Genomic DNA, 21,881 nt, shown 5'->3' with positions numbered 1-21,881 from the left:
TAAATAAATTTAATTTCTAATAAAAAAATGAAGTCTTATGCAGACTTCATTTTAAAATCCCAACGGAATACTATTACCTAAACTCAATTACTAGTTTCTGTTGCATTATGTCTTTTTTCCTTTTTATTATCTTCTTTTATTGTGACTTTTTCTTTATCTTCTTTACTTTCTTCCTCTTTTATTGTTGCTTTTTCTTTGTCTTTTTCATTTTCCTCTTCTTTTATTGTCGCTTTTTCTTTATCTTCTTTGTTTTCCTCTTCTTTTATTGTTGCTTTTTCTTTATCTTCTTTGTTTTCTTCCTCTTTTATTGTTGCCTTTTCTTCACTATACTTTTCTTTTATCATTGCTTTATCTTTGCATTTTTCTTTAGCTTTCTTTTCTTCTTTCTTATTTTTCTTTAAATCTTTTTCTTCTTTATTTTTATCAATTATTTCTGTTTTTTCTTTAGTTTTTATTTCTATATTTGAACCATCTTCTTTATCTTTAATTTTTAATTGTTGTTTTTTCTTTTGACATTCACCATCACATTTATCCTTACAATCTTTTTTTGAATTTTCTTTGCATTTATCTATGCAACGCTTTTCTGCATCTTTTCTTGGATCATCTTTGCATTTTTCTTTACATTTTTCTTTGCATTTTTTTTCAGCTTCTTCATTACATTTATCATTACATTGTTTTTTATATTCCCGATTCTCTTTATCTTCTTTTTTCTTTTCTGGATTTTTATCTTCTAATATGTTAGATGTTCTTTTAGTATTTTCTGAAGAAATATCTGTTTTAAAGCTTTCAATCTGTGCTCCTTTAGATGATCTAATCATTTCGTTTACTATTATTTGATATTCACCATTAAATAGTGTTCCATCAGCTTTTGTTATAACTAATTTTGTTCCATCTTCAGATAAAATTGCTTTTAAATCACACTTTTTATCTTCACCTTTTAAAATGATTTTAATATTTTCTCCTATTAATCGTCCATCTTTATATAGTATGTAATCCTTATCAACCTTATCTGTAAACACTACTTCTATTTCTTTATCACTCTTAAACTTAGCTGAACTTACTTTAAAACCTTCACTATTATTTACATTCATCATATAAATAACTTCTATGGCATTTTGTCCTTTTAATGTACCTAAATTATTGCTATCTTGTGCTGCAAAAACTATTGTATTGCTACTTAAAACTACGCTCATAGCTACTGTCATTGCTTTAATTAAATCATGTTTTCTCATTGCTTTATATCCTCCCTTTCTGTAAAACAATACTATTTTAGCTTTCCAAAATATCAAATATTTATTCATTCCCAATTATATTTTCTATTTAATCAATTTTTCTTCACCTCTCCGTAGGTAGGAAACCTATGTAGCTAAGACTTTAGTATTAGTAGTCTCCAACTTGGCATAATTTTCTTTTTTCTTCATAGCTGAGGTTTTAACCTTGGCGATGTTTGATATATCTACAACATTAAAAATAATATCGTGTAACAGCAAGGTTAAAACCTCGCCTACTTTATCAATTGACAGTTGACAATGGACATTTGACAGTTATTTATAATATTATTCATTTCATTCATAATACCCTTATTTGCATATTTAAATTGGTAGAATAAATTCCACCCTACAGAAAAAATATTTGAATAAATATACGGCACAAGTTTTCTTTTACCCCTTCGTAGCTGAGACTTTAGTCTTGGCGGTCTTCAATATGGATATAAAATTTAAAATAACATCATGTAATTGCAAGGTTGAAACCTGGCCTACTTTATCAATTGACAGTTGACAATGGACATTTGACAGTTATTTATAATATTATTCATTTCATTCATAATACCCTTATTTGCATATTTAAATTGGTAGAATAAATTCCACCCTACAGAAAAAATATTTGAATAAATATACGACACAAGTTTTCTTTTACCACTTTGTAGCTGAGACTTTAGTCTTGGTGGTCTTCAATATGGATATAAAATTAAAAATAACATCATGTAATTGCAAGGTTGAAACCTGGCCTACAAGAATTGACACTACATATTTATTGACACATTAATACCATTTTGAAAAAATTAATTCTCATTTGATATTTAAAATTAAACTATATAAAAAAAGAGAGAACATTAAATTCTCTCTTTATCCTACTGATATTGACACTACATCTTTAATTTTCATATAATTTATAAACTCATCTGAAAATGAATTTTCATCCCATATAGCTATTACTGCATGTTCTAAGAATTTAAAATATAAATTTAATTGTTTTTTTATTCCCGTAGGTAATTCTAAATTTATTTTTGCTTCTTTAAATCCTATATACCCTTCATACTTTTCCTCAGTATCTTCAAATTCAACTTTTTCATTTCCTATTGCTACGAAATATTTATCTTGTTCCTTTGATACTGTTAATGCTTTATATATAAAATTCATTGGCATATCTTCAAAACAAATCTTAAACTCATTTACATTACAATTAAAATTAATTTCCTCAACAATTTTTTTCATATCTAATCCAAATATGGATTTCATAATATGATGTTCTTTTTTTATATAATATTTTTCAAACTCAACTTCTAATTTATCATCACTAACTAAATAGTTGTATTGCTTTTCCATATATCCTTTATTAAATTTAATGCTAATCTTTCTACTTAAATCTAAGCTTTGAGAACTTTCAAATTTTATTTCAAATTCTGTATTAACCTTACCTTGTTTTATATCCTTTACCTTGCTCATAAATTTAAGCAATTCGTCATCATACTCTAGTAAGCTTATATCAAATATATCAAAAAAATCTTTTTCTAAGATATTTTTATCAATAGGCTCATTAAACCTTATAATCATAACTTTAGTTAAAATATTGTAACTAGCCTCTTCTATTTGTATCTTCAGATTTTCATGAACTATATCTTCTTCTACAATCTCTTCTAAAAATTCTTTATTCTCTTCTAAATTATTTTCACTATATGTTTTAGCAATTTGTGATTGATACTGTTCTATTATATTCAAATTATATTCTTTCGTTTCAATTAATTCATCATTTTCATTTTTTAAACTTTCATCAATAATTTCTTCTAATTCACTTTTATTAATATTTATTTCTTCATTTATTGGATTTTTATTTTCTTCATCTATTACCTCATCCACAAATTCATCTATATCTGTGTAAAGATTATTTCCACTTTCTTCAACTAATTCTTCTATCTCAGTTACTTCACATTCTATATTTTCATCTATTTTAATAGATTCTTTTAATCTATTATTATTTAAACTTATCTCAACTTCATTATCATTTTTCTTAAAAACAAGAATAATATTTTCACCTTCATATCGAAACTTTTTAAAAGAAAAATCTTTACCTGAAAAACCAATTTCTATTCCTTCATCTAAACCTACTTTTGATTCTTTTATAATGTCTTTCAAATCAAAGTACATAAAATGTCACGCCCCTTTCTAACAGGTTACTATTATGTTCCTAAATTTATCGTATTTTCCCTATATTTAGATTATAAACTATAATTTCATAATATTATAAACTATTTATTACAAAAATCATAAAATTTACTATAAAATTAGAATATTTTTTTATTTTTCTACAAATTATTCATCATAAATGGATATTATTAATTTCATCCATATTATTTTTATTGGCACATTTAAATATGTGGAATGAATTCCACCCTACAGAAAAATATTTGAATAATTATATGGCACATTAACTCCTTACCCCTTCGTAGCTGAGACTTCAGTCTTGGTGGTGTCTGATATAACTGCAACATTCAAAATAATATTGTGTAACAGCAAGGTTAAAACCTCGCCTACAAAAATTGGGACAAGTTTCCCTTTTTCCCTTCGTAGCTGAGACTTTAGTCTTGGCGGTCTTCGATATGTCTACAACATTCAAAATAACATCGTGTAATAGCAAGATTAAAATCTCGCCTACTTTATCAATTGACAGTTGACTATGAACATTTTACAATTATTTATAATATCATTTATTTCATTCATAATACCTTTATTGGCATATTTAAATGGGTGGAATGAATTCCACCCTACAGAAAAATATTTGAATAATTATATGGCACATTAACCTCTTTCACCTATGTAGCTGAGATTTCAATCTTGGCGGTCTTTAATACGGCTACAATATTCAATATAATATCATTCAATCGCAAGGTTTAAACCTCGCCTACAGAGTTTGGGACAAATTCTCTTTTTCCCTTCGTAGCTGAGACTTCAGTCTTGGCGGTTTATAATGATAATATAAAACGTAACCCTTGTTTACATTTCATTATAAATTAAATTTTCACCTAAATATTTTATTCCATTACAATTTGGAAATGTTTGCTCAAATTTATTTCTTATGTGATTTTCATTAAAAATCTCGCTTTTCACATTAAAAAACTCATGTGAAATATGATTTTCATTATTATTAGAATATATATATGTAGGGTCATCCCAAGTTACATCTAGATTGTACCATTCTCCATCATCAAGCTTAACTATATTCCATGCATGACCTTCACCATTAACAACATTCCCTGTTACAAATTTGCACTCAATTCCAACTCTATTTAAAAGCTCATATGTAGCTTTTGCATATCCATCACAAACACCTACACCATTGATTAAAATACCATAAGCACTGTGACTTTCTGGTGCTGCTTGTCCACTTTCATATCCTGCAACATCATACTCTGCATGACTTACTATGTAATCATGAATTACAAGTTCCTTTTCAATATCACTCATATCCGCTTTTATAATTGAAGTTACTATTTCCTCTACTTTATTTTGTACAGCATTTTTTTCATATATCATCGTTTCCTTATCTAATTCATATAAAAAAGTTATTTTCATTATTCTTTCTTGGCTATCTTGATACCCTGAAATTCCTGCCTTTGCACCTGAATATGCATAGTTTATATCTGGATTCGCAACTAATATATCATTAATAACTTCTAGATTATACTCTTTATTATTATAATTTTTTATATCTAAAGTTAAATTTTCATCAAATTCTTCTAATGAATTTTTTATTGAATCATAAAATTCATCTAATGAATTTATTTCTATAGCATCATTTTTCTCTATGTATACAGTTTTAACATTTGCAACAAATTCTTTAGTTTCTCTTGTTTTTCCTTTTGTTAATGTAGCTGTAAGTGTCACCTTTACATCATTCTCTGTGTTAGGTCTTTTAACTTTCCCATTTGCACTTATTACACTTTCATCACTTGATCGCCACTCTATATCCACATTATTTTCACCTTTAATAGGCAAATTTAAATCATAAATAACCTTTGATAAATCTCCTAAATCAAGATTTTCTTTTGCTATATTTACTGCATCTAAATCTTTATTTTCATTGTACATGAAGCTTTGAATTACCTCATCTGACATAATAGTTTGTCCACCAAGTGCTATTAATGATGTATTTGAATCACTTTTACTATCTATTATATTAGCAGTATTAATATCTATTGAATTATTATTTAAAACTATAGGTGCATTGCTATATCCAGCTAAAATAGATGTTGTAAGTGAATCTACTAAATGTTCATCTTGTCCATTAGCAATATAAATTCTTGATAATTTATCTTTATATATTTTTTTTATAACTTCCCTATTTGTATCATATCTAGTTGCACCAGCTATACGTTCCCCATTTAATTTAGAAACTAACTGATTTGATATTATACCTTCACCGCCAATAACATAAACACTTTTTGCTTTACTTGAAGCATCTACAAGTTCTTTACTTATTTCATCTTTACTTTCTATTAAAATTATAGGAATTCCATGTCTTGCAGAATAAGATGATATAGATAATGCATCTGCAATGCCACTGCCAGACACAACAAAAGCTTCGTTCACCTCTCCACCAAACTTTTCAAAAGTATCTAATATATTTCTTGCAGTTTCATATCTATTATTTCCACCAAGTCTATTTACTTTTATATTATTAGCTCTTAATTTTTCTTCAACTTTATCTGAAATAACACCTTTTCCTGTAGAAATATAAACTTCTTTTATATTATTTCTTTTTAAACTTTCTAAAGTTTTATCATTTAATTTATCTTTTGAATCATTTAAAAGAATAGGTGCTCTAAGTTTATATGCAAGTGGTGCAACCGTTAGTGAATCTACTAAATTTTCATTGGATGCTGGAGCTAAAATTGCTACATCTGACTTTTCTTTCAAGTTATTAAAATAATCTTCACCAACTTTAATAGCAGTTTCAACTCTATCTTTTCCATATATTCTTTCAATATTATTAGTGTCTGCTAAAACTTTACTATTTAAACTAATAAGCATAACTATCAAAATAACTATACTTCTCTTATATTTTCCCATATAAATATCAACTCCCTTAATTAAATTATCGAATAAAAATCACATTAATAAAACTAATTCATTATTATAAACCATATGTAATATTTTGTATTTAATTTGTAATACACTATTTTCCATTTATACTATACTTATACATGAACTAATAATTATTTTATTTATAAAGGAGTTTAATGGTATGAAAAAGAAAATTTTTATTTTAACCCTAGGCTTGCTATGCCTGACTTCTTCAGTAGCTTTTGCTAGCTCATCAGAAAAAAGAATTTATGGAGATAGTAAATATGAAACTTCTGCTAAAATTTCTTCTTATGGATTTGAAAAGTCAAAATATGCAATTTTAGTTAATGGTGAAGACTTTGCTGATGGATTAAGTGCATCTCCTCTTGCTAAAAAATATGATGCGCCACTATTAATAACACCATCTAAAAAACTAGATAACTGTATAAAAAGCGAACTTCAAAGACTTGAAGTTAAAAATGTAATTATTGTTGGTGGTAATGGCGCTGTTTCAAATAGCGTCGAAGATGAAATAAAATCTTTAGGCATTAGCACAACAAGATTTTCCGGAAAAGACAGATATGATACAAGTCTTGAAGTAGCAAAAGAAATAGGTTGCTCTAATGGTGCATTTATTGCAGTTGGAGATAATTATGCAGATGCTTTAAGTGCTTCTAGCATTGCTGGCATAAAACAAATGCCTATTCTTTTAACACCTAAAGATAAGTTACCAGATAAGACCTATAGTTTTATTAAAGAAAATAATGCTAATAAAAACTATATTTTAGGTAGTCCTCTCATTATAAGTGAAAATATAGATTATTCCCTAAAAAATACACTTAGAATATATGGTATTGATCGTTATGCAACAAATCTTAGCATAATTGATGAATTCTCAGATGTACTAGATATCTCTAATACTTATATAGCATCTGGTCAAAGCTTTCACGATGCTTTATGTGTCTCTTCATTAGCTAGTAAAAATAATGGTGCTGTTATTCTTGGACCAATAAAATCATTAGATTGTTCTAATTTTTTAATTTACAATAATGATAAAATTAAAAATTTGATAATTGTTGGAGATGAAAATGTTATTGATGAGAATTCTATAGGCAATTTGTGTAATACTAAAAGTATCAAAGATTTCTCTTCTGAAGAACTTATGAATACATTAACTGAAGGTTGTATGTTTTATCGCAATCGTGGTGGATATAGTGACTCAAACAATGGGGTATATTGCAAAGATAATCCTGCATACTTCAATTATAAATTAATAACTCCTTATGAAACAAAAGAAAAATTATTAAATGTTTTTGGTTCATATTTTTCTCATGATTTTTTATCTAAATTTAAATTTAATAAAATTGATAATAATGATTATATAGAACTTCCTCAAGTAAAACCTATTAATGATAATTATTTTTCAACATTTTTATTAGTTAATAATATTGATTATATTTCTGATAAATATTGTGTTGCTTCTATTTGGTCAAATGATGACTTAAAATACAGTTTTACACCTGTTATTTTTACTGTTGAGGGTTCTAAACTTAAAATTGATAAAGTTCTAAATGCTGAATCTTATTATGATTTATATGATATATTTATTTCATTCTTTGATAAAATTCAAGCTTTAGATAAAGAAACTGCTCTATCTGCATTAAATAAACTTTCTTCTTATGTAATAATTGATTCAGCAGATAAGAACTATATAGAAGATATTAGGACTGATCTAAATTCATTTAATGGTACTAAAGATCAATTTAAATCTTATGTTGAAAATATGAAAAATAAATTTATTAAATCTTACAATGAAAAAAATTAGCACTTGTTAAATTTAAATCCCATACTCTAACTTAAGAGTATGGGACTTTTTTATATTATCTAATTGATGGATTAGCTAATATAACATTTCCATTTTGAGGCTGTTCATTTATTACGAATTCTAACTTATTAACACCACTTAAATTCATATTTAAATTAACCTTTGCTGCTGTTCCATTAAATTCTACTAATCTTTTAGATTCTCCGTCACATAATATTTCTATTTTACACGCATTACCTGAGCTTACTCCAAGTATTCCATTTAAAATTGTATATCTTCCATCTAAATTAAATGAATATCTTTTTTCACAATTATCAAATTGGAATCCATTTGGATAAACATCCTCACCAATTTGTATACCAGTATTAACCTTGTAATATTCACCACAGTAAGGTTTTAAAACATCACTTAAATATCCACTATTAAATGCAAAGTCATCACTAACTTTTCTAATTTTAAATTGATCATAATCTACAACAGTATTAGCTAATACTATTTTTCCTAGCTCTGGTGCATTATGAATAACAAATTTAAGTTCTTTTACACCTTTTGTCTCGATATTGTAATTAATTGGTAAGTCCCCATCTTTAAGTTCGAACACACCTTCTGATACATTGTCACAGAACACTTCTACCTTGCATGCTTTTCCATTACTAGCGCCAATTAGTCCACTAACAACATTAAAGTTTTTATTTAAATCAAAAGTGTATTCTTTTAATTTATTTTCAAATATATATCCCTTAGAGTATCTTTTTCCTCCTAACATTATGTTTCCATTAACTTTATAATTACCATTATTACAATTAGGTAAAATTTTATCACTCATAAAAAGTATTTCATTAAGACCTAATTCTTTTAATGTTGAATCACTAACAACTGATTGTCCTCCAAGTATAATTGGCTGCTCAACTCCTGGTCTTTCTACGGTACTAATCAAATTGTTTGATATTAAATTTTTAGTACTTTGTTTAACATTAGGTGCTGTTAATATTATTGGTGATTTCTTTCTATTTGCAACTCCTGCTCCAGATAATGCATCTGGAAATGCCTCTCCTGTTGCAACGTATGGAATTCTTAAATCTAATGAATTTTTAAATTTATTTATTACATTTTCATTAGTCTCATATCTATCCTTACCTTGAATTCTTTCTGAATTTGGAAGCTCATTAAAAACTTTTTCACTAACTACACCAGTTCCTCCAACCACATAAGTTTTTTCTATTTTATTTTTGCTTATATAATCTTTAATATCGTTAGTTAAATTATTTTTTGGTGTTAATATTATAGGACTTTTATTAACACTTGCTACTGTTGAAATTGAAAGTGCATCCGCAAATCCTTCTCCTGTTGCTACAAAAAGTTTACCTTCATTTCCAACCTCATTTGCAACCTTTATAGATGTTTCATATCTATTTTCTCCACCTAATCTTCCAACAGCAATATTGTTATTTTTTAGTGCTAATTCAACCTCTTGTGATACAGCACCATCCCCACCAATAATATAAGCACATTGAACTTCTAATCTTGATAGTTCATCAATAACTTGTTGTGGCAAATAATCCTTTGTTGTTAAAAGAATTGGAGCCTCATATTTTTTAGCTAGTGGTCCCGCTGTTATTGCATCTGGAAAGTTTTCTCCCGAAACAATAATTGCATATTTAGATTTCTCCCAACCCTCTTTTGAAGCTTCTACAGCAGTTTCATATCTTCCATTTCCCCATAACCTTTTACATCTAATCGTTCCCTCAGCATGTACACTAGTTGTTAATAAAGTACATGCCATAGCAAACGCAGCAGTAAATATCAATCTCTTGTTTATCATTTTCTTCCCCTCCTACAAGTTAAATATTAACATATATACATGCACTTTTTAACAATAAAATCCTTTTATTTACAAATAATTAAAAGTATACATTTACTCCATAAAATATTCTAGCAATAAAATAGCACCGTGTAATTGCAAGGTTAAAACCTCGCTTACAAAGATTGGGACAAATTTTCTTTTACTACTTCGTAGCTGAGACTTCAGTCTTGGCGGTCTTCTATGTGGCTACAAAATTAAAAATATCATCGTGTAATTGCAAGGTTAAAACCTCTCCTACAAAGATTTGGACAAATTCTCTTTTACCCCTTCGTAGCTGAGATTTCAATCTTGGCGGTCTTCGATATGGCTACAACATTCAATATAACATCATTCAATCGCAAGGTTGAAACCTCGCCTACAAAAATTGGGACAAATTTTCTTTTACCCCTTCGTAGCTGAGACTTCAGTCTTGGCGGTCTTCGATATGGATATAAAATTCAAAATAACACCGTGTAACAGCAAGGTTAAAACCTCGCCTACAGAGATTGGGACAAATTTTCCTTTTTCCTTTGTAGCTGAGACTTCAGTCTTGGCGGTCTTCTATATGGCTACAAAATTTAAAATGACACCGTGTAATAGCAAGGTTAAAACCTCGCCTACAGAGTTTGGGACAAATTCTCTTTTACTCCTTTGTAGCTGAGACTTCAGTCTTGGCGCTCTTTGATACGGCTACAATATAAAAAATATTATCGTGTAACAGCAAGGTTGAAACCTTGCCTACTTTACCAATTGACAGTTGACAATGGACATTTGACAGTTATTTATAATATTATTCATTTCATTCATAATACCATTATTGGCACATTTAAATGGGTGGAATGAATTCCACCCTACAGAAAATTTAAATATATATATTATTAACTTCTTACCCCTTTGTAGCCGAGGTTTTAATCTTGGTGATCTTTGATTTCGATACTCACCTAAGTCCAGGTAGAATAAATTCCACCCTACAGAAAAATATTTGAATAAATAACTCCCTACCCCTACGTAGCTGAGATTTCAATCTTGGCGGTCTTCGATATGGATATACGCTACAACTTCAAACAATATCATTATTGTAAAAATTTGTATTATATTTGTAATAAAGTATTGTTCTATATGTACTATGATTATATATATTGAAGTACATCATATTTTTTTATTTAAAGGGGATGATATTTATGAAAAAAAAGATTTTACTTTTAACTTTGGGGATATTGTGCTTAACTTCTTCTATTGCATTTGCTAAACCTAAAACAGAAAGAATTTATGGAAACACTAAATATGAAACTTCTGCAAAAATTTCTTCTTACGGTTGGGAAAATTCTAAATACGCAGTTTTAGTAAGTGGTGAAGATTTTGCTGATGCTTTAAGTGCTTCTCCTCTTGCTAAAAAGTACAATGCTCCATTACTTTTAACAACTCCTAAAGAGTTAGACAAATCTATAAAGGATGAACTTAAAAGACTAAATGTTGAAACTGTCATTATTGTTGGCGGTGAAGGTGCTATTTCCAATGAAGTTGAAAATGTCATTAAATCATTAGGCATAAATACAACTAGACTTGCTGGTAAAAATAGATATGATACAAGCCTTGAAGTTGCAAAAAAACTAGACACTTCTAATGGTGTTTTTCTAGCAACTGGCTATAACTATGCCGATTCATTGAGTGCTTCTAGTATAGCTGGTATAAAACAAATGCCTATACTTTTAACACCTGAAAATGAATTACCTAAAAACATAAGTGATTTTCTAAATAACAGTAACCATCATTTTTCTTATATATTAGGTGGACCTAGTGTTATAAGCGAAGCTATTGATGCTTCTGTTTCTAATCCATATAGAATTTATGGTGATGATCGCTATGAAACTAATTATGATATATTAAATACATTTATAAATAATATAGATAGTGAAAAAGTTTATATGGCTTCTGGCATGAATTATCATGATGCTTTATGCTTATCTGCTTTAGCTAGCAAAACTAATAGTTGTGTTTTTCTAGCAAATAATAAACCATCAAATAAATTAGATGATTTATTAAATTATTGGGGTGGCTCAATAAAAGATGTTATTGTAATAGGTGATGAAAATACTGTAAACAATGATTGCTTAAATCTTTTAAGTAATATAAATAACATTAAAGATTTTTCTTCTGATGAATTCTTAAATAAATTAAATAATGGTTGTAAATTTTATAGCGATTTAAATTTCTTAGATTTTAATAAAAAAGTGCCTATACCTGGAAATGATTTATATTCAAATTATAGATTAAAAGCACCTTATGAGACTAAAGAAAAACTTTTAAATGAACTTTCAAAATATTTTTCTCGTGCTTATTTGTCAAATCTTAAATTTAATAAAATAAATAATGAGGATTACTTAGAATTTTATCAAACTGAACCTAAATATTCTTCGGATTTTTTAGTTGTAAATAATTTTAATTATATATCTGATAAAGTTTGTGTCGCTTCTATATGGAAGCAACTTCATGGATCTTTCTCATCAATACCAATAACTTTTGTAGTTGAAGACAACGAATTAAAAATTGATAATTTTTCTCATGGTGATAAATTTTATGAAATAAATATAGTATTTAATAAATTCTTTGATGAAATTAAAAAGCAAAATAAGTCTGATGCTTTAATATCAACAGATAAATTTAAATCATATATTGGCAACTTTTTAGATTATCAAGATTATATTTCAAAAATAGAAACTTCAATCAAAAACTTTAATGGCCCTGACGATGAATTTAGTGCCTTTGTTGAAAGTCTACGAGTTGAATTCATTAAATTTTACAATGCTCATTAACTTTACCCATTAATATAAAATAACCTCACTTATAAATTATAAGTATGAGGTTATTTTTTCTTTGAAATCAATTATTTAAATTTCACTTGGAAAAAATTTTTATATTTATCCACAAAAAAGCAATATATCTATAAACAATGTGGATAATAATTCTGAATATGTGGACAAATCTAACCCATTACCCCTTCGTATCCGAGACTTCAGTCTTGGCGGTCTTTGATATGGATATAAAATTCAAAATGACACCGTGTAATAGCAAGGTTAAAACCTCGCCTACTTTATCAATTGACAGTTGACAATGGACATTTGACAGTTATTTATAATATTATTCACTTCATTCATAATACCCTTATTGGCATATTTAAATGGGTGGAATGAATTCCACCCTACCGAAAAAATATTTGAATAACTATACGTCCCAAGTTTTCTTTTGCCCCTTCGTAGCTGAGACTTTAGTCTTGGCGGTCTTTGATACGGCTACAATATAAAAAATATTATCGTGTAACAGCAAGGTTAAAACCTCGCCTACAGAGGTTGGGACAAATTTTCCTTTACCCCTTTGTAGCCTAGGTTTTAACCTTGGAGATTTTTGATACATATACAATATTTAAAGATTATATAAAAAGAGACTAACTTTCTATTTTTAAGTTAATCTCTTTCTTTTTATTTTTTATACTTCACTATTACTTTTAGGTTTTTCTTCATCACTAGGTACTTGTGGTTTTGCCGATTCATCAATAACTATTTTACTACCTTCTATTTTTGCAGGTTGTCTATTTAATTTAATTTCTTTTATATTTATTTTTTCTCCAACATTTACTTCTGATTCTTCTACTTCTAAAGATTCTCCAACAAAATTAAAAATGGTTATATTATTTCTATTTCCCTTTATATTTATTTTATTGAAATTTAAATTTTCTATAAGTACTCCTTTTGATATATTTAATGTACAATCTGAAGTAATTTTCAAGCCACCAAAGTCAATATCTCTATCTATATTTAAAGTATTAATTCCAGTTATATTTATTTTACTTTTTGGGAAGAAATCTCTTAAATTCGTTTCTGAGCTTTTTATAGCCTCATCCATTATTTCCTTATCAGTTGGAACACTTCTAATAATTACATTTAATTTTTCACTAGCCTTTCCAGATGAAATTGTAATCGTCGTTCTACCATTTGCCATTGGCTTTATCATTACAGTTTTGCCTTTTGATTGAAGTTCACATTTCCCTCCGAATGAGTTAGTTCCTGTTCCAAAATCAACCTCTTTAATATCTCCGCCATATTGGTCTACGGCAGTTGCCTTTAATGTTGTATTTTCCCTTATTTCTAATTCAGTTCCTTCTTCTATTTCTTTTTCATTTAAAAATAACTTCATTGTCCCTTTTTGTGCTATTGGTGCCTCATTACTGACTTGTACTTTTACAGATGCATATGTTCCATTGTCAGCAGTTGCTGTTACAGTTATTGTTTCTTTTGTATTTTGAGAAACTGTTAATTTTCCATTATCATCTATTGTAGCTTTCTTACTACTTGTACTCCAATTTATTAGTGGTTTGGTACTTATCTCTTCACCAGCTGAATTTTTAACTGTTGCTGAAAAGTTAAACTTTACCTCTCCATCTCTTGTTGAATATAACTTATTAAGGTCTTCTTCACAACTTATAGTAATTCCATTTGGAACTTTACTTTTATCTTGTACAGTTACTGGTATTTCAATAGATTTTTCTCCTGCTTTTATCACAATAATAGCGTTACCCTCTGATTTTCCTGTTATATCAAAGTTATAGTCTCCATTTCCCCCATTAACTTCACCTACCGTTAATATATCATTTCCGTCTTTAACAGTAACAGTTGGTTCACTTTTCATTTTACTTCCATATTGATCTTTTACAGTTATATTAATATTTTTATTTTCTCCAGTGTTCATAGTTAGTTCTTTTGCTGAAGTTTCAATACTATTAACTTTTCTTTCTTCATCTATTTTAACTTTGATAATAGTTTTTTCAATATTAGTGCCCTTAGTATAACTTACATTAATGTCTTTGCTTGTTACACTTTCCTCTTTAGGTATTTTTATCTCAATACCTATTCCATCAGCCTCTTTTTTATCAGAAACTTTAGTATAAGCTCCATTTTTACCTTTGTAATATACAATCGTTCCTATGTTGTCACTAACATTAAAGTCTTTTATTTCAAATTTATCTATGCTCATTTTTTGATTAAAGTTGTCTTGAAGTTCTAATGGAACTATAACACTTTCATCTTTCTTCACAGATACATTGCTATTTAAGCTCATTCTTGTAAACTTTCTACATATAATATTTACTGTTTTATTAGTGCTATATTTTGTATTACTAATTGAAACCTTGTATTTACCTTCCTTTTTAACATTAAAACTTATTCCACCTACTACATCATCTTTTCCAGCGGCACTTTTATCTTTCTTTAACAATTTACATTCAACACACTCAGTTACAACGGTGTTTTTGTCATTAATTACTTTAATATCAATATCGCTAGCTTTTACTTCTAACTCCTCATTACTTCTATTAGTAAACTTCATTTCACTTGTTGAAGCCTCATTAAGTTCTAATTCTTTATCTTTACTACCTTCAAATCCATTAATATTTATATTTCTAACTTCAGGATTTTTTACAACCTCAAACACTATATCTTTTGCATTTAAGCTACCATAGTTTAGTTTTAAAGTATATTTTCCTGGGTTTTTAGCTTTAACATCAATAAATACTTTTTCTTTATTATCACCAGTTCCTTGTACTGGATAAACCTCTAAACCATCTATCTTATTATATTTAACACTATATGATGTAAGCTTTGAACCTATATTGCCTTCTAGTATTCCTAATCTACACTTTTCATTACTATAAATTTTATCCTTATTACTTTCATCAACATTAAATTTCAATTCACTAGCATTTGTATAATCAATTCTAGTATTAAATCTTTGATTAGCCTTATTATCTATTTCTGCTAATATATCTATAGTTCCACTATCTTTAATTTCAAATACTAATCCATCTGTTCTTTCATGAACTTTTCCTTTGTCCTTTTCACTACCCTCAACATTTATAATGTTGTTATTACTTTTATTTGTCCATTTTATTTTAGCTAAATCACTTGTAAGTGTATTTCCATACTGATCTTTTACCTCAGCAGTAAGCTTAACCTTATCTCCTATACTTAACCTTTCAGATGAAGATATTTCTACAAATTCTTTTTTACTTGCATCATATTTATAAGACTTTATATTTTCTATTTTTGTTTGTTTACTTGGCTCTCCTTCACGAACAGTAAATTTTACAACTTCTGATATTGGTTTATCATTATTGAAAAATTGTATTTTTATTTCTTTTCCACTTTGTAATGGATTAACTATTCTAAAATCATTACCACTTTGTACTATATCAACTAAATTTCCATCAATTTTTAATTTTACTTCTGGATTTTCATGTTTATTTAAATAAAGCTTATCTCCATATTGATCAATTGTCTCAGTTTTTATTGTTCTATCTCCAACTGTAAGCACTTGATTTATAACATATAACTTATCAACTTTTTTACTACTTAATTTAGCCATTAAATTACACTTACTAAAATCTCCCCAGTCTGCTTCAATTTTATATTTTTTAGCATCTTGTAATTTTTCATTGCCGTCAATTTTAAATTCAGCACCATGATTCTTATAGCTATTTTTTATATAAGTAGCTGTTAATTTCCTATCAGTTCCCTCTTCTATTAATGTTATTTTTCTGTCCATAAGACCTAATTCACTTGTGCCTTTTATTCCATTTAACTTAACTACATCAGCTGTAGCCTCTGCACTTGTTGCTTCTAACTTCACTATTCTTTTTACAGAAGACTTCATAAGAGATGTATTTCCTGCTCTATCTGTAGCTTGAATTGAGATAACATTATATCCATCACCTAACTCAACTTCATATTCACCATTTCCACATGACTTAGCAGTATATTCTCCATTTTTTACAACAACATTACATTCTTCATCTATATTTACTTTAAATCTTAAAATATTTTCGTATGTCTCTGCTGGAAGTTTTGATGTTGTTATTTTAGGAATAGTTGTATCACAAATTACTCTCTTCGTAATCTTAGTTTCATCACCTTTAGCATTAGTTCCAAGTATAACAATTTCATTGCTACCTTCTTTTAATTTTACTGTGTATTCACTATTTTTATCTTTTTGATACTTAGTTCCATTATTTGAAACAACTATAGAAGTTGCATCATTTTTAATTGCTGTAACTTTTAATTTTACCTCTGAAACTCTTACTATATCTGGAACCTCACTTACTGATAATACAGGTCCCTTACCTTCATATATTATTTTGAACCAACAAGATTTAAAATCTCCATTTTTATATTTAACTTCATAATTTATTCTCTTATTCCAATTTTCTCTTGGCTCTTCATTTAATTTTAAAGACACATCAACTTTATTATCATTTAATTCAACTCTATTAGGTGTAATTCTATTCTTCTGTCCACCATCTACTGATTTAACAATATAAAAATCATCTAATTTTGCCTTATCTATAGAATTTGTTAATGTTGCTATAACTTCTCCATTTATAGCTCTAACTTCTCTTAGTTCTGCTACCTTATTTTTATCTTCCTTTGGAAGTCCAATAACATTTAATTCACCAACTACATCATTTGCCACATTACTTGGCACACCATAACCAACTTGTACAACTTCTTGTGATAATCTTGGCATTAAATAGTTTTCTTGTTCCCTAACTAATGAATTACCTAAAAGCATAACAGGGTTTCCTTCTCTTCCTGCTAATGAACCAACCGCTAAAGCATCAACAAGCTCACTTTGCTTTTTAGCTCCATCTTTTGCTATATAGACTTTATTTATATATTCCTCTGGATAAAATTCATTTAAAACCGCTGCATTAGTTGCATTTCTATTTATACCTGCAAGTCTTATTCCAGATATACTATTTGTTAAATTATCAGAAACAACACCTGTTCCACCAATTACATATCTGTCTGATGCGTTTTCAACTATATCTTGTCCAGATATTATTTTATTTCCATCGCTTAATATTATTGCCATGTTATCTCTAGCTGCAGGTGCTGCAACTGAAAGTGCATCTGCAAGACCTGTTACTCCATTAACAACAGCAACTTTATGTACACCACTCATACTGTGTGCAACTGCTGAAGATGTTTCATACCTATTTACACCTGATATTCTCTCTACATTCAAACTCATGTTTTCAAGTTGATTTACAACAACCTTGGAAACTACACCTTCTCCACCAATTATAACTACATTACTAACACCTAGTTTAGATATAACATCTCTTGTCTCTGCTGGAATAATGTCTCTTTGAGTTAATAATATAGGTGCATCTTTATATTTTGCATATGGAGTGGCTGCAAGAGCATCTACTATTGCTTCTCCATTTACTAAAATTACAGTATTAGTTCCATATTTCCACCCATTTTCTGCAACCTTAGCTGCCGTTGAATACCTGTTTTCACCACCCATAACTCTGCTAACACTAGCAAAAGCAGAATAAGACATAGTACTTAAAGTTGCTCCTAGCACCAAAGCACACATGCCCTTTGAAAATCTTCTCATAAAACTCTTCCCCCTTAAAATTTATATTAACTATAAAAACATAACTTTGTCTTTATATTTTTCTTAACATTACATTAATTTACTTATTTATATTACAATCTTATATTCGTAACTTTATCCTATTATATAATATCTCAAATAACTTAAAATTCCAAATCACACATTAAAATTTATTAAGATATTTGTAATCCAGAATTCATGTTCTTTGTAACCCGGAATTTATTCCGGGTCATTCTCCCTTAATTTATTACAATTCATAATTTATTCCCATATCCAAAATCACCGGGATTGAAATCCCGGCTACGAAAAAAACAAATCCCGGCTACGTTTGAACATAATGCTATTACATTAAAAATAATTTCCCATACATTGAAAATTTAATTTCATCCCTTTGTAACCCGGAATTTATTCCGGGTCATTCCCCTTCAATTCATTACCAATTTATAATTTTATTCCCATACCCCAAATCACCGGGATTGAAATCCCGGCTACGAGAAAAAGGAAACCCCAACTCCAAAAATAAATTATTACTACAAAGCAAAATTCAAGCTACACATGAAAATTCAAGATAAACAGAAAAATTATGACTACAAAAAAAATCAGGCTACATTTAAACATAATCCATTTTCCTTTGTAACCCGGAATTCATTCCGGGACATTATCCTTTAATTCATCGCAATTCATAATTTATTCCCATATCCAAAATCACTGGGATTGAAATCCCGGCTACGAAAAAAACAAATCCCCGCTACGTTTGAACATAATCCTATTACATTAAAAATAATTTCCCATACATTGAAAATTTAATTTCATCCCTTTGTAACCCGGAATTCATTCCGGGTAATTCTCATTTAATTCATTACCAATTTATAATTTTATTCCCATACAAAAATCACCGGGATTGAAATCCCGGCTACGAAAAAAACAAATCCCGGCTATGAGACAAACAAATTCCAACTACAAAAAAGGCAACTCCCGACTATGAAAAAAGAAAATACCTGCTACGAAAAGAGCAAATCTTGACTAAGAAAAAAAGTAAATCCCGACTACGTTTTTAAAATAACTTCTGCTAATAAAAAAATACATTCATCTTCTACTTAAATTATGTGTTTTTTCATTGAAATAAATTTACATAGTAAAAAAGCTAACTCAAAAATTTTGAGTTAGCTTTTTATCCTGTTTACTCCCTAAAGGTTTATTTTAAGAAAATCAAGTTACTAATATAATTTAATATATTGTTTTGATTTTCGTTAAAATCTATAACCCTGATTCTTTAAATTTATGCTCAAGTAAATGAGCTGCTTTGTGTAGTGGCTTTCTTAGCAATCCAAGTAATAAGAATGCAATAGATATTATAATTAATGCTATTACATCTCTTCTTACACTACTCCAAACTGGACCTGCTATAGCTTGTCTAAATCCATCTATAACATAAGTGAATGGCCATAGTGGTTGTAGTATTCCAAATATCCTTGGATTGGTTTGTATTGGATAAAGTCCACCTGAACCTGCTATTTGCATTACCATTATAACTACAGCAATCGCCTTTCCTATATTACCAATTATGGACACTAATGTAAACATAATTATTACAAAAGTTATAGAAGCAAGTATTGCAAATGCTATCATAAGCAAGAAATTATCTGGTTTTACACCTAGTATATACTTATCTCCTAATACAACAATTATAGTTTGCACAAGTGATATTGCTAAATATGTTAACATTTTACCAAAATGTTGTTTCATAAGTGATAAATTACTTAATCCCTCTATTGGTTCACATTCTGTTGTTAACATAGATGATAATAACAGCACTCCAACCCATATTGCAAGAGTTGTATAGAAAGGTGTTAATCCTACACCAAATGTAGATGTTTCATAAATCTCAGTTCTTTCAACTTCAATTGGTGAAGATATAAATGATGCCATAAGACCAGAGTCCTTACTCATTATATCTACTATTTCATCTATATTCTTGTCATTTAAATCTTTTGTCTTATCACTAAGTTCATCAACTTTTGTTTGGAAATCAGTAAGTTTATTCGATAGTTTTTCTGTTTGAGTTGTTGCAAGTTTACTGCTACTTATTCCAAAATTCGTCACTGCTGAAAGTCCTGGAACTATTCCTCTAACACCATCTAACATGGAATTTGCTACATCCATTCCACTTGAAACCTGATCTCCTAAACTATTAAGTACATTTAATCCACTTGCAAAAAATTTATTAGATAAATTTCCTATTTTATTAGATATATTTGAATTAGTTTCACTTAACATACTTATAAGTGTATTTATATTTTCCTTAGCTTCATTTTTATCTAATGCTTCTCTTATTTTTTCTATTCTAGTCTTTTGATCCTTTAGCATAGATTGTATATTTCTAAATAAGTCTCCAATTTCATCTAAAACTGGACTTCCTATTATATCATTTAATGCCTCAATATCATCTATCTTTCTATCAACTATATCTTGTAATGAATCAACTAAATCCCACATATTATCTAATGCTTTTCTAGCATTATCTAAAGACATATCATTAACTGATGATCTTAAGTCATTTAGTGATGATTGAATGCTATTATTTATATTCTGCATCTCTATTATATCATTACTTAAGTTATTAGATAAGTTAGTTAAACTTTTCTGTGTTGAAGATATTAACTCTTTACTTGATTGAGTTACCTGTTGAAGGTTATTGATTTGATTTGTCATAAGTGGCAAATCATTTTTTACTGTATTTAAATAACTCTCAAGACTCTTATTGTTTTCACTAGCATTTTGAACATGATTTTTTATTGCTGCTATATTATTGCTAGTTGATGTCATAACATCTTTAAGTTCTAGAATCTTTGGTTTATTATTATCAACTTTAACACCCATCTTATTTAAAGTTTCAAATACTTTTTCATTTACTGTGCTTACAAAGTTCTTTCTAATTTCATCTGTAACCTTACCCTTTGCAGCATTTGTAATCTTTGTTGCAATAGCATTTGCTTTTTCATTTGCTTTATATATGATGCTTGGTTTTTGTGGTGTAGGTGTGGCTAAAGTCATTAGCCCTTTTGAAAAGTTTGATGGAATTTCAATTAATGCATAATACTTTCCTTCATTTAATCCAAAATTACCTTGCCATTCATCTATAAAAACCCAACCTATAGAGTCATTCTCCTTTAACGACTCTACAATGTCATTTCCTACATTAATGACTTTATCATTTAATGTAGCACCTTCATCTTTATTAACTATAGCCACTGGTACATTTGATGTTCCAGCATATGGATCCCAACAAGCCTTTATATTAACCCAAGCATAAAGCGATGGAATAATGCACAATCCTATTATTATTATAAGTGTTGGTGTGTTTTTTAATATAGTCATTAAATCTTCTTTAAAAATTTTAAAAACCTGCTTCATACGTTCA

General features: G+C 28.3%; 8 protein-coding genes. 2 read left to right on the top strand and 6 right to left on the bottom strand.

Translation table 11 applies throughout. From position 1 onward, the window contains the following. Window positions 1-83 precede the first annotated feature (83 nt). The 3 genes from AC07E4_RS13110 to AC07E4_RS13100 form a co-directional block, all read right to left on the bottom strand. The gene (locus tag AC07E4_RS13110; RefSeq protein WP_478216620.1) at window positions 84-1,232 is read right to left on the bottom strand and encodes a hypothetical protein; all 1,149 of its coding nucleotides are present in this window, start codon (window positions 1,230-1,232) and stop codon (window positions 84-86) included. 894 nt (window positions 1,233-2,126) lie between these two features. Next, entirely contained in the window at window positions 2,127-3,425 is a 1,299-nt protein-coding gene (locus AC07E4_RS13105) for a hypothetical protein (protein ID WP_478216619.1), read from the bottom strand. A gap of 846 nt (window positions 3,426-4,271) precedes the next feature. Continuing rightward, complete coding sequence (locus AC07E4_RS13100; RefSeq protein WP_478216618.1) at window positions 4,272-6,347, bottom strand: cell wall-binding repeat-containing protein; 2,076 nt, start codon at window positions 6,345-6,347, stop codon at window positions 4,272-4,274. 175 nt (window positions 6,348-6,522) lie between these two features. Between AC07E4_RS13100 and AC07E4_RS13095 the strand changes: the two genes are divergently transcribed. After that, window positions 6,523-8,166, top strand: coding sequence for a cell wall-binding repeat-containing protein (locus tag AC07E4_RS13095; protein ID WP_478216617.1), 1,644 nt, complete (start codon window positions 6,523-6,525; stop codon window positions 8,164-8,166). Window positions 8,167-8,221: 55 nt separating this feature from the next. Here the strand turns inward: AC07E4_RS13095 and AC07E4_RS13090 are convergent, their stop codons facing one another. Beyond that, window positions 8,222-9,988 (bottom strand): cell wall-binding repeat-containing protein, encoded by a 1,767-nt coding sequence (locus AC07E4_RS13090; protein ID WP_478216616.1) that lies wholly within the window; start codon window positions 9,986-9,988, stop codon window positions 8,222-8,224. 1,202 nt (window positions 9,989-11,190) lie between these two features. On the opposite strand from AC07E4_RS13090, the gene AC07E4_RS13085 reads away from it, so the two are divergent. Next, complete coding sequence (locus tag AC07E4_RS13085) at window positions 11,191-12,822, top strand: cell wall-binding repeat-containing protein (protein ID WP_430830082.1); 1,632 nt, start codon at window positions 11,191-11,193, stop codon at window positions 12,820-12,822. Window positions 12,823-13,492: 670 nt separating this feature from the next. On the opposite strand, the gene AC07E4_RS13080 is transcribed toward AC07E4_RS13085, so the two are convergent. Together AC07E4_RS13080 and AC07E4_RS13075 are read right to left on the bottom strand one after the other, a co-directional pair. Then, window positions 13,493-18,460, bottom strand: a complete 4,968-nt coding sequence (locus tag AC07E4_RS13080; RefSeq protein ID WP_478216615.1) for a cell wall-binding repeat-containing protein — start codon at window positions 18,458-18,460, stop codon at window positions 13,493-13,495. A gap of 1,257 nt (window positions 18,461-19,717) precedes the next feature. Further along, on the bottom strand, window positions 19,718-21,874 hold the full coding sequence (locus tag AC07E4_RS13075) for a YhgE/Pip domain-containing protein (RefSeq protein ID WP_478216614.1): 2,157 nt from the start codon (window positions 21,872-21,874) through the stop codon (window positions 19,718-19,720). Between the last annotated feature and the right edge of the window lie 7 nt (window positions 21,875-21,881).

This window comes from Clostridium amazonense (genome assembly GCF_056431285.1).
Note: the sequence above shows the minus strand (reverse complement) of the source record. Positions and strands in the feature narration are given on the sequence as shown.